General features: G+C 72.9%; 8 protein-coding genes. 6 read left to right on the forward strand and 2 right to left on the reverse strand.

Annotated elements, in window-relative coordinates; genetic code table 11:
• A partial coding sequence (locus tag ABT116_RS33085; RefSeq protein WP_351641319.1) for a LacI family DNA-binding transcriptional regulator occupies positions 1-951 on the forward strand: 951 nt, incomplete at its 5' end.
• 60 nt (positions 952-1,011) lie between these two features.
• Here ABT116_RS33085 and ABT116_RS33090 read toward each other — a convergent pair.
• Positions 1,012-4,956, reverse strand: a complete 3,945-nt coding sequence (locus ABT116_RS33090) for a glycosyl hydrolase family 2 protein (RefSeq protein WP_351641322.1) — start codon at positions 4,954-4,956, stop codon at positions 1,012-1,014.
• Positions 4,957-5,165: 209 nt separating this feature from the next.
• On the opposite strand from ABT116_RS33090, the gene ABT116_RS33095 reads away from it, so the two are divergent.
• The 3 genes from ABT116_RS33095 (at position 5,166) to ABT116_RS33105 (ending at position 9,427) form a co-directional block, all read left to right on the forward strand.
• Positions 5,166-6,422 (forward strand): MFS transporter, encoded by a 1,257-nt coding sequence (locus tag ABT116_RS33095; protein ID WP_351641325.1) that lies wholly within the window; start codon positions 5,166-5,168, stop codon positions 6,420-6,422.
• Between the two features lie 30 nt (positions 6,423-6,452).
• The gene (locus tag ABT116_RS33100) at positions 6,453-7,916 is read left to right on the forward strand and encodes an L-fucose/L-arabinose isomerase family protein (protein WP_351641327.1); all 1,464 of its coding nucleotides are present in this window, start codon (positions 6,453-6,455) and stop codon (positions 7,914-7,916) included.
• Positions 7,917-8,167: 251 nt separating this feature from the next.
• Positions 8,168-9,427: a cation:proton antiporter gene (locus ABT116_RS33105; RefSeq protein WP_351641330.1), complete on the forward strand. Its 1,260-nt coding sequence runs from the start codon at positions 8,168-8,170 to the stop codon at positions 9,425-9,427.
• 22 nt (positions 9,428-9,449) lie between these two features.
• On the opposite strand, the gene ABT116_RS33110 is transcribed toward ABT116_RS33105, so the two are convergent.
• Positions 9,450-10,106: a response regulator gene (locus tag ABT116_RS33110; RefSeq protein ID WP_351641333.1), complete on the reverse strand. Its 657-nt coding sequence runs from the start codon at positions 10,104-10,106 to the stop codon at positions 9,450-9,452.
• 450 nt (positions 10,107-10,556) lie between these two features.
• On the opposite strand from ABT116_RS33110, the gene ABT116_RS33115 reads away from it, so the two are divergent.
• Both ABT116_RS33115 and ABT116_RS33120 read left to right on the forward strand, forming a co-directional pair.
• Positions 10,557-10,844, forward strand: a complete 288-nt coding sequence (locus ABT116_RS33115) for a DUF3040 domain-containing protein (protein WP_351641335.1) — start codon at positions 10,557-10,559, stop codon at positions 10,842-10,844.
• Between the two features lie 195 nt (positions 10,845-11,039).
• The gene (locus ABT116_RS33120; protein ID WP_351641338.1) at positions 11,040-11,759 is read left to right on the forward strand and encodes a hypothetical protein; all 720 of its coding nucleotides are present in this window, start codon (positions 11,040-11,042) and stop codon (positions 11,757-11,759) included.
• Positions 11,760-11,874 lie beyond the last annotated feature (115 nt).

Consider the following 11,874-nt stretch of genomic DNA (forward strand, 5'->3'; position numbering starts at 1 on the left):
AGGCCCTCCCCGGTCTGCGCACGCGCACGTGACTGCTGGTTGCTCTGGAACTCGGCGTCGAACTCGACGGCGGCCGGCCTGCGCACCGGCCACTCCTGCGCGATCGGGCTCGTCCTGCCCGACGTCACCAACTCCTTCTACGCGCGCATCGCGCGAGGCGCCGCGGACGCGGCCTACGACCACGGCTACTCCCTCGTCCTGTGCCACAGCGGCGACGCCCCCGAACGGGAGCAGGGCTACTTCAGCATGCTCGTGGAGCAGCGGGCCGTCGGAGTCGTCGTCGTGCCGCTCAGCGCCGACCCCGGCCGGCTGGCCCGGCTGCGCGAGCGGGGAATCCCGCTCGTCCTCGCCGACCGTGCGATGCCCGACCGAGAGGGCTGCTCGGCCTCCGTCGACGACATCGCCGGCGGCCGTATCGCCGTGCAGCACCTCCTCGACAGCGGGGCCCGCGACATCCTCGTCGTCAACGGCGAGCGCGGCATACGCCAGTGCTCCGACCGCTACCAGGGCGCCCGGCAGGCCGTGCGCAGCCGCCGCGGGGCCCGGCTCGGCCAGGTCGTCGCCGAGCGGATGACCGTCGCCTACGGCACGGAGATCGCCCGCGGGCTGCAGGACCTGCCCGACGGGGTGTTCTGCACCAACGACTTCCTTGCCGCGGGCCTGTGCCGGGGCCTGACCGAACGCGGCGTGCGCGTCCCCCAGGACGTGCAGGTCGTCGGCTACGGCGACCTCGACGTCGCGACCTTCGGGGCGACCACCCTGACGACGGTCCGCCAGCCGGTCGAGGACCTCGGCCGGGCGGCCGTGGAGATGCTGCTCGACGAGATCGAGGCCCGCGCGGACCACCTCCACGAGACCCGCGTCTTCGCCCCGAACCTCGTCCTGCGCGACTCCACCCGAACGCCCCCGGACGCCCCGAACCACGCCCCGGCCGCCAACGACACCACGTAGCACGCGCCGGACACCACGCGGCCCGCCCTCCGGGCGAGTCTCGGGCTTGACCGACTCGCCCTAGCCCCCGGACGGAATCCGCAGCGTCACCGGCCCCCACAACCCCGACGACAGCTGCGACGCGAACGCCCAGGCGGTCGGTGTGGCCTGCGCGAGATACGGCGCCAGCGTGCCCCGGACCGTCACCTCCAGCCGGACGGTACGCCCCGCCGTACCGCGCAGCGGGAAACGGTACGGCGCACAGAACGCCTCACCGGTGAACTCCCCGTCGACCGACACCTCCACGCTGCCCCGAACCCGTCCCAGGTCCAGCACGGGATCGGGCCCGGGCGGCACCTCCACCGACCGCGCGTACGCCACGCCCCCGCTCCAACCGCCCAGCCCCACCTCGCGCCAGTCACCCAGCGCCAGCGGCGCCGGCACGGTCCGCACCCGAACCGGCCCGCGCCAGGCCGAGCCGCCCCGCAACACGGCCGTGGGCTCGGTCACCACCTCGACCCGGGCGGGTGCCGTCAACGGCTCACGGAGCGTCAGCCGGTCAGCGGTCACCGCCCGTTCCCTCCCGTCCCCGACCCGCACCCGCGCGCGCAGCGCCAACGGCAACTCCAGCGACACCGTTCCCGGCGGAACGGTGAACCGGAAACGCTGCCGGGCCGCGCGGACGTCATCGGTGGACCGCGACGGCCATACGCCACCGCCGATTACCGGAGCACCGCCCAGCCAGGCGGTCTCCGGGAGCGGGTGCGCCCGTACGGCAGCGTGGCAGTGCTGCAACTCGCCGCGCCTGCGCGTGTCCTCGACGGTCCGGCCCCGCCACGCGCCCGCTTCGGCCTCCCAGCCGGCGCCACTGACCAGGGCCGTCACCCCCGAGGCCGAGCGCGCCACCAGGTCGACGTACACGGCGTCCCGGACGTCGGCGCTGTCGGCCACGACCTCCAGCGTGTGCTCGCCCGCCCCGAGTTCCGGCTCGTGACGGAAGAACATCGGCACGGCGCCCCAGTCCGCCTCGTAGTACTCCACCTTCTCCTGCCGCGCCACCACGTCCCCGTCGATCGACACCGTCACCGCCGAGGCGGCACCCACGACGAGCACCGCCCGCACATCCCCGGCCGGGACCAGGAGCCGTGCGCGATAGGCGACGCGGCCGTCGGGCCGGATCCCGTCCGGTGGGCGCATGAACCGCGGCCGTCGCCCGAGCCCGCCCGGCTCCGACAGGCAGAAGAAGCTGCCGAGCGGGGTGGCCGCGGTGGCCGAGATCGTCGAAGGCCGGTCCTGGGCGTCCGACAGTTCGTACTCCAGCACGTTCCGCTCCCGGCCCACGGTGACCGGGGCGGAGGCCAGGTAGCCGCCGCAGGGGGCCAGCGGCTCCCCGTTCCACCACACCCGCTTGACCGCCTCCGCGCCGACGTGCAGCTCGGCGGGCCCCCGATGGCCGGTCTGCACGATCGCCCGGACCCGCGCGGCCGTGCCGCCGGCCGGAACGGGGACCTGCACGAACTCCTCGTTCACCAGCCCCTTGGTGCCCAGCAGGCCGCCCTGGTCGAGGATGCCCCGGCTCGACGAGTACACCCCGGCGTCCCAGCGCGAGTCCGGCGGCACCAGGGGCAGTTCACCGGCGAGGATCCGCTCCGCGCACGCCGTGTCCAGCGGCTCGGGAGCCCGGTCGAGGGGCACCGGGGGCAGGACGCGGACCCGGTTGCCGTAGGTGACCCGGGTCTGCTCCCACGTCGCCCCCTCGGTCCAGTCCATGGTCCAGATCTGCGGCTCCGCCACGGACGTTCCCGGGGGCAGAGCGAGATCGCCCCATGTGTTGTCCATCGTCGGCACCAGCCGGCCGTGCCAGCCGGACGAGACGTCGAGCACCCGGACCGCCGTCCGGCCCGTGAGCGGCGCCGGTGCCGGACGGCCCTCACGCCAGACGGCCAGTGCCGCCGGGGCGCCTTCCAGCGGCACCTCGATCGTCGAGAGGGCACCGTCCTCGACGACCCTGACGCGGGCGGGACCGCGCGAGCCGGTCGCCGGGTTCCAGACCTCGGCCTCCGCGACGCCCGCCCGGACCGTGACGGACGAGGCGCGCTTGGGCTCGGGTATGGAGCCGGGCGGTCGCAGGGGATGCGCGCCGATCTCCGGGAAGGCCGCCGTGACGAGCGCCACCGCGTCGTTCCCTCTCCGCCGGACGAGCAGCGGCACCTCGCCCGTGGCGTGTCCGGCCGCGTCGGCCACCGCCGCGGCGGCGGCCTCGGGGTCGCACACCCGCTCCAGCCGGGGATGGGCGAGCAGCGCCGCCACGACCGAGTCGTCACCGGACCGGCCCGCCGTCGTCGCGGGCGCACGGCCCACGACCACAACCCGCCCTCCCGCGTCGAGCAGTTGGGTCAGCCGCCGTGCCGTGTCCTCCTCCAGCACGCTCGCCGAGGGCAGCAGCACCGCCCTGAATGCCAGGTTCCTGATCCGCAGGGCACCGTCGCCTGCCTCGGCGCGCTGCACCGACTCGTCGTCGACGACGTCGAAGGAGACCCCGTGCCGGTCCAGGGCACCGGCATGCGGCCGGAGCCAGTTGTTCGTGCCGCACAGGTCCAGGTAGTGCCGCTGCGTCTCGTCTGCGAGGGCGTGGCCCTCGCCGAGCCGCCCGTCGCCGAAGTGCCGGACCGGCGCGTCCAGCGGCACGAGGGCCTGCATGGTGGCGGTGGGGTGCAGCACCGCCACGTCGGCCGCGTAGCCGCCCCACGACATGATCGAGCAGATCCGGGCCACGGCCCGGGAGAACGCCGGGTACTGCCTCCAGTAGGGCTGGCGCCAGTCGGTCGACGGTGGCGCCCACTCGAACCAGCCGCCCGCGGTGCCGAAGTAACTGGCGTGCGGGTTGTAGAGGTTGGCGCCGCTGCGCAGGAACGGCAGCAGCCAGTCGTAGGTGTCCTCCAGGGTGCCGCCCCAGCCCGAGGAGTGGAACGCCTCGATCCAGACGCGCTCGTGGCCGTGGAGGTGGGCCATGGAGGAGTGCACCTTGGCGTCGCCGTGGTGGTCACTGCCCGCGGCGCTGTACCAGCGGTGGGTGCGGAAGTAGTCGGTGTAGAGCTGCGTGGACTGGGCCGGGTACCCCGCGCGGGCGGGGTGGCTCTGGTCGCTGCCCAGCAGCAGACCCCGCTCGCGGTGCCAGGCGGCGAGCGGCCGGAACAGGGCTTCCTCCGTGAGCTCCGCGCGGACCGCGTAGTAGTCGGCGCGGATCTTCCCCTCCGGCACGCCGGCGTCGGTGCCGAACAGGGCCGGCAGGTGGTCCAGCAGGTCGTAGCCGCGCCGGGTGCGGAACGCGTCGGCGAAACGGTGGCTCCAGGCGTTGGTGCCGGGCAGCTCGTCCTGGAAGCTGCCCGCGATGACGGTGCCCAGGTACTCCGGTACCCGGCGGTCGTACTCGTGGTGGACGGCGTCCATCAGCAGGCCCACGGCGTGCGGGTCCAGGTAGTCGAACGCCGTCGGGACGGCGGTGACGAGCCGCACCTCGCTTCCTTCCGGGGCCGCGACGAGCCCCCCGCCCGCGCCGAGATCGAGCCGCCGGCCCTGCCGGGAGTACGCGGCCAGCGGCGTCTCGGTATCCGCCAGGGCCACCGTGCCCCCGGAGACCCGCACGTCACGACAGCGCAGCGCGCGTCCGGCGGCCTCGGGGTGACGCCGCGTCACAGCGCCCTGCACATTCGCCCCGGAGAAGCCGATCTGGTCGTAGAACCACAGCCGCGTGCCCAGCTCCGCCGCGATCTCGCAGGCGTCGGTGAAGCGATCCCACCACTCCTCACCGAACCACACCGGATCGTCGGCCCGGGCCCCGAACGTCGGGCCGGCCGGGGCCAGGTTGATGACGACGAGGTTGTGGACGCCGCCCTCCGCGAACGCCCGCACCTGCCAGGCGAGTCGCTCGCGGGTGACCTTCGCACCCGACCACCACCACAGGGGAGTGGGACCGAAGTCGCGGGGCGGGTCGTCGAACAGTCGCCGGAGCTCGGGGGAGATCACGGACGCGGTCCTTCCCCTAAAACGTTTTCAGGCCACTGTCACCGTAGGTGAGCTGGAGCGGTCGCGCCATATCCCCCGTACGGGGGTCCGGAACTCGACGTCATGTCAGCCATACGTGCGAGACACCTTGTTGCAACGTTTTTCTCGCCCTATATTCGCTGCGACCAGGCCCCCGGAACCGCGATGTCACCAGACGACGGAGTCGCATCATGGCCGGTACCCGCCCCATCCCCAGACCGCTCTGGAAGGCCGCCGCCCTGTCCGGTATGGCCTCCTACCTCGACGCCGGGCTGATCGTGAGCATCTCCGTCAACCTGGCCATCTACCGCGACAGTTATGACATGGGCGTGTGGATGGCCGGGGCGATCAGCGCGATCGTCACCGGCTGCATTGCCGTCGGATCCCTCGTCGGCGGACGGCTCGCCGACCTCTTCGGCCGCCGCCGCGTCTACAACTGGGACATCTTCTGCTTCGCGATCGGCGCCCTCGTCATCACCCTCGCGCCGGACGACATCACCCTGCTGGCCGGTGTGCTCATCGCGGGGCTCGCGGCCGGCGCCGACCTGCCGACCTCCCTGGCCGTCGTCTCGGACGCGGCGCCCTCCTGGGCCCGGGGCAGACTGGTGGCGTTCACCCAGGTCATGTGGATGCTGGGCATCGCCGTCGCCATCTTCCTCGGTTTCGCCCTGTCCACCACGGGCATGACCGGGGCCCGGCTCATCACCGGGCAACTGGCCGTGGCCGCACTCGTCACCTGGGCCCTCCGGTCCCGGCTGAAGCTGTCCGACGGGCCCACGGGGACGGATACCGAGACCGCCCCCGAGGGCATCTCCCTGAAGAACGTGTGGACCCGCGCCGCGATGCTGCCGATGGCCGCGACGTTCGTCTTCTACGTGGCCTGGGGGCTCGGGGCCAACACCTTCGGCCAGTTCGGCACCTATCTGCTCGTCACCGTCAGCGATGCCTCGCAGAGCCTGGCCACCGGGGTCAACCTGGCCTTCATCCCGGTCGGGGTGCTGCTCACGTTCGCCTTCGTACGCGTCGCCGACAGCCCCTGGCGCGACCGGCTGTTCCACGTGGCGGCAGTGGTGCAGGTCCTCGCGTTCGTCATCGCGTCCCTGACCGCCGGCGCGCTCGCCGGCATGCTCGTCTTCTTCGTGCTCTACCAGCTTTCCCACCCCTTCGCCGGGGAGGCCAACTACAAGGTGTGGTCGCAGCTCACGCTGCCCGCGGACACCCGCGGCACCACCCAGGGCCTCACCTACGCCCTGTCACGGGGCGTCTTCGCGGTCGCCGCGTTCTTCACTCCGGCCCTGGCCGACCACAGCCCCTCCGTCCTGCTCTGGACGATCACCGCCTGCATGACGGCGGCGGCGTTCGCGGGCGGGTTCATCATCCGCGTCCTGGTCCCGCGTTCCGCGAGCGCCGTGCCGGACCGAGCCGACCTGCGCGTGCCCAGCACCTGAGCCGCAGCACCCCGACAAGGAGCACCGACCATGGCAACGACCGCGGACCGCACGGCCGTACGGACCGCCGCCCTGCACGACCTGCTCCCGCCGGTCACCCGGCGCCGCACCCGCATCGGACTGGTGGCCGGCGGACTGGGCACCTACTGGCCGCAGTTCCCCGGCCTCCTCCCGCAACTGAAGGAATCGGCCGCCCATGTCGCCGACCGCTTCCGGGCGATGGACGCGGAGGTGACCGACGCCGGTTTCGTCTCCGACGCCCAGGAAGGCGCCCGCGCCGCCGAGGAGTTGCGCAGGGCCGACTGCGACCTGATCGTGCTGTTCCTGACGACCTACCTCACCTCGTCGATGGTGCTGCCGATCGCCCGGCGCTCGCACACACCCGTGCTGGTCATCGACCTCCAGCCGTCCGAGAGGATGGACCACGCCGCCTTCGACACCGGGGCCTGGCTGGCCTACTGCGGGCAGTGCCCCGTCCCCGAGGTCGGCAACGTCTTCCGGCGCGCCGGCATCCCCTTCCGGTCGGTGTCGGGCTGGCTGCGCCAGGAGTCCGCCTGGCGGCGCATCGAGCAGTGGATCCGGGCGGCGCACATCCGTGCCGCGCTCCGGCACGCCCGGCACGGCCTCATGGGGCACGTGTACCCCGGCATGCTCGACGTGCAGACCGATCCGACGCTGCTCGCCACGACGTTCGGCTCGCACGTGGAGGTCCTGGAGTTCGACGACCTGCGGCACCGGGTGGAACGGGTGACCGAGACGGAGACCCGGGAGCGGATGGCCCTCGCCCGGCAGATCTTCACCCTCGACGAGAGCGTGGTGGAGGAGGACTTCGCCTGGGGCGCGACCGTGTCCGTCGCCCTGGACCGGCTGGTCGCCGACTTCGAACTCGACAGCCTCGCCTACTACCACCGCGGACTCGACGGCGAGCTGCACGAGCGGCTCGGCGCCGGCATGATCCTCGGCGCCTCCCTGCTCACCGCCCGGGGCGTGCCCGCGGCCGGTGAGTACGAACTGCGCACGTCCGTGGCCCAGTTGGCCTCCCAGAGTGTCGGCGCCGGAGGCTCCTTCACCGAGATCCAGGCCCTGAACTTCGAGGACGGCGTGGTGGAGATGGGCCACGACGGCCCCGCCCACCTCGCGGTCGGCGCCCGCGACCCGCTGCTGCGTGGGCTCGGCGTCTACCACGGCAAACGCGGCTGGGGCGTGAGCGTCGAGTTCGACGTCCGGCACGGGCCCGTCACCCTGCTCGGCCTCGGCCAGGACGCCGATGGCAGTCTGTCCTTCGTCACCTCGGAGGGCACCGTCGTACCGGGACCGCTGCTGCAGATCGGCAACACCACCAGCCGCGTCGACTTCGGCCGGGACCCCGGTGAATGGGTCGACGCCTGGAGCGCCACGGGCGTCGGCCACCACTGGTCCCTCGCGGTCGGCCGCCGCACGGCCGACTTCCGGGCGGCCGCGAGCCTGCTGGGCATCGACCACCGGCAGGTGTGACGGGCACCGCCTCGCCGGGGATGGGTGTCGTTCCCACCCGGATGTGGGTGCGGGCACCGATGGTGACGCCACCGGTGCCCGTGTGAGGCTGGCAGCACCGCCCGGGCCGACGCGCCGATGATCATGGCCGCGGCCCCGGGTTGCGCCCGCAGGCGCACAACGCTGCCCGTCACAGCCCCCTGAAGGAGGAGCCCCTATCCATCCCCGCTCGGTGAAACGATCCGCCTGCGCGTCCACCAAGGTGGTGATCCGTGGGACACGCTGACAGTCTTCTCGCCATGGGCGGAGCCTTCCTGGCCGCCGCCCTCCTCGCCCGCCTCGGCGGCAGAATCGGGCTCCCCACGATCCCGCTGTTCATGCTCGCGGGCATCCTGCTCGGCCCCCACACCCCCGGCCTGGTCATCGTCCAGGACGCACACGACTTCGAGATGCTCTCCGCACTCGGACTGGTGCTGCTGCTCTTCTACCTCGGCCTGGAGTTCCACCTCGACGACCTCAGGAGCGGCGGCCGGCGCCTGCTGACGGCGGGCGGGATCTACCTGCTGCTCAACGTCGGCGCGGGGCTGGGATTCGGCTTCGCCCTGGGCTGGGGCGTCCGCGAGGCACTGGTCCTCACCGGTGTCCTCGGGATCTCCTCCTCCGCCATCGTCACCAAGATCCTCATCGACCTCGGCCGCATCGGCCGCCCGGAGACGCGCCTCATCCTGGGCGTGATCGTCGTCGAGGACATCTTCCTCGCGCTGTACCTGGCCGCCCTCCAGCCCGTCATCAGCGGCGCCCAGGGCGTCGGCGACATGGTCCTTCAGGGAGCCAAGGCCTTCGGCTTCCTGCTGCTGCTGGCCGCGGCGGCCCGCTACGGCACCAAACCGGTGGGGCGCCTCATCGCGACCCGCGACAACGAACTGCTCGTCATCAGCTTCCTCGGCGCGGCCGTCCTGGTGGCGGGAGTCGCCGAGGTCCTCGGAGTCGCCGACGCCATCGGCGCCTTCATGGTCGGCCTGATCCTGGCCGGCACCCCCTCCGGCCCGCGCATCCGGGGCCTCGTGCATCCACTGCGCGACGCCTTCGCGGCCATCTTCTTCTTCGCCTTCGGGCTCTCCATCGACCCCGGCGACATCGTCTCCGTGGTCGGACCGGTCGCCGCGGCGGCCGCGCTGACCCTCGTGATGAACGTCGCCGCGGGTCTCCTCGTCGCCCGCGTGTACCGCTACGGCCTCGATCCCGCCGCCGAGATCGCCACCACCCTCGTGGCCCGCGGGGAGTTCGCACTGATCCTGGCCGCCATGGCCGCCGGTGCCGGTCTCGACGCCCGGCTCGCCCCGTTCATCGCGGGGTACGTCCTCGTCCTCGCGGTCCTCGGCCCCATCGCCGCCGGACGCGCACATCTGCTCTCCCGCGCGCTCCGGGCGGGCCAGCGCTTCCTGCCCCGCCGCACGGCCCCGGCGTACGACGTCGAGCCCGCGGGCGACAGCACACGGTCCGCGCCTCAGCCCGCCGAGGCCGAGCGCTGAAGGCGACCGGTCGCGGACGCGCTCAGGGTTCGATCAGCCCGACGCGGATGGCGTAGCGGGTCAGTTCCAGACGGTCCTTCAGGCCGAGCTTCTGCAGCAGGTTCGCGCGGTGCCGCTCCACCGTCTTGGGGCTGATGACCAGCAGGTCCGCGATCTGCTGCGAGGTGTGGCCCTCGGCGACGAGCTTGAGGATCTCCTCCTCACGGTCGGTGAGGGCCCGGGAGGCGCCCGCGCCGCCCTCCCGGGCCCTGCCGAGATGGTCGCGGATCAGCGCGTCGACCGCACCGGGATACAGGAACGGCTCGCCCCGCATCGTGGCCCGGCACGCCTCGACCAGGTCGCGGTCCGCGACGGACTTGAGGACGTAACCCGACGCCCCGGCACCGAGCGCCTCGAAGAAGTACTGCTCGTTGTCGTACATGGTCAGGATCAGGATCCGCGTCCGCGGGCAGCTCCGGGACAGCTCCCGGGCGGCCTGGAGCCCGGTCAGACGGGGCATGGCGATGTCGAGGACGGCCAGGTCGGGCCGGTGCTCCCGGGCCCGGGCGACGGCCTCGGCACCGTCGTCGGCCTCCGCGACCACGGTGAGGTCGGGCTCGGCGTCCAGGATGAGCCGGACACCGCGCCGCACCAGGGCGTGGTCGTCGGCGAGCAGGATGCGGGTGGGGGAGTCGCTCATGGTCGGCCGTTCCGGTCGCGATCGGGTACGAGGGCGGGACGGGGACGGTGAGGCAGGCCCCGACGGATCGCGGCGAGTCCGGCCGTCAGCAGGAAGATCCGCCGGAACAAGGGCACCGCGCGCCCCCCTCATCGAGACCTCACCACCCAGGGTGTGCGCTGCCCGGCCCTGCCGCCATCCGTGACAGCACCCATCCTCGGACCGAACACCCCGCTCGCGGACCGGCGTTCGTGAGGGGCGGCCACCGGGAAGGATGAGGGTGGGGCCCGATGGTGGAAGCCGCTGGAGGGGGGAGAAGCTGAAGCCCTGGTGAGACAGCCGTGGCGCGCCGCACCACCGCATCGGCGGCCTGTCTCCCCCCGCGCCGTCACAGGGCCCGACACCCCAGGACTTGTCATGGCCTCGGCCGTGCCCTGCCTCGAAGCGCTCGGGTTCCGGGAAGGAGAAGCCGTGCCCCAGTCCGAAGACCACCGTCTGGTCGCTCTCGAAGCACGACTCGAGCGGGAGGACCCCCGGTTCACCCGGGCCATGAGATCCGGCCGCCCCGCCCGGCCCCGCGAGTACCGGCGGACCGGAGCCTGGTGGGGGCTTGCGTTCGGCGTCGCCGTGCTGGGCTCCGGCATCGTCCTGGCCCAGGGCCTGCTCATCGCGGGCGGGCTGGTCCTCGTCGGCATGGCGGCCCAGCTGGCAGACCCGGACCCGGCCCGCATGGCCCACCGGGGCTTCGGACGCCGCTGACGGGAGCGCGCACGGAGAGCCCCCGGGCGCGGGCGCACGCCCCGGGGTATGCCGCCGTCGGAGTGTCGTCGTAACCCGTGTGACCGCTCCGGATGGTGGGACGGACCGGCATGACTGACGGTGGTTCACGTCGAGACCGGGTCTCGTGAGCTGGCGAGGCGTCAGCTGCCCGGACCGCGACGGAAGGACTAACCGATGCGCTCTGCCCGCATGCTGCTCGCGACGGCCACGACCACGGCCGCCCTCGCGATCGCCGCACCCGCCGCCTACGCCGAGGCGACGGGTGACTGGGACCACGACACCACCTCTTCCTACAGCAAGGAGCACCACAAGGACGGCAAGCACGACGGGCCGCGTGGCGGCATGCACACGGGCGGCGGAGCGCTGGCCGCCGTGACCGCCGACGACTGGGACGACTCCCGGCACGACAAGGACTCCGACGCCGCCAAGGGCGACGAAGGGGGCAAGCACGAGGAGCACGGCAAGGAGCACGGCAAGGAGCACGGGCACGAGAAGGGCGACTGGGAGGGCAAGCACGACGAGCACGGCAAGCCGCACGGCGGCGTGCACACCGGCGGCGGTGCGCTGGCCGCGGTGAACTCGGACGACTGGGACCACTCCAAGCACGACCCGGACACGTACAAGGACGAGGACGACTGGGGCGGCAAGCAGGACGAGGACGGCTACGGCGACAAGGGCGACTGGAGTGACAAGCACGAGAAGGGCGACTGGGGCGACAAGCACGAGAAGGGCTCCTGGGAGGGCAAGCACGACAAGCCGCGCGGTGGCATGCACACCGGTGGCGGCGGGCTGGCCTCCGCGCCGGGTGTGACCGCCGGCGGGCTGGCCGCGCTGGCGGTCGCCGGCACCGGCATGTACGCGCTGCGCCGCCGGAAGGCCACGCAGGGCGTGTGACCGATGCCTGACGGCATAGCCGCCGTGGCCGCCGCACGTGCCTCTCACGTCGCGGCGGCCCGGCTCGTCCCCTGCGGGTCGTGCCTGCCGTACGTGTCTGTGACGTCGCGGCGGC

The organism is Streptomyces sp. NPDC002130, from assembly GCF_040296465.1.
Taxonomy (GTDB): Bacteria; Actinomycetota; Actinomycetes; order Streptomycetales; family Streptomycetaceae; genus Streptomyces.

Excerpts from the sequence above, each read along its gene's own strand:
- ABT116_RS33095 (WP_351641325.1), top strand. The coding sequence starts at position 5,166 with ATGGCCGGTACCCGCCCCATCCCCAGACCGCTCTGGAAGGCCGCCGCC.
- ABT116_RS33100 (WP_351641327.1), top strand. The coding sequence starts at position 6,453 with ATGGCAACGACCGCGGACCGCACGGCCGTACGGACCGCCGCCCTGCAC.
- ABT116_RS33110 (WP_351641333.1), bottom strand. The coding sequence starts at position 10,106 with ATGAGCGACTCCCCCACCCGCATCCTGCTCGCCGACGACCACGCCCTG.
- ABT116_RS33120 (WP_351641338.1), top strand. The coding sequence starts at position 11,040 with ATGCGCTCTGCCCGCATGCTGCTCGCGACGGCCACGACCACGGCCGCC.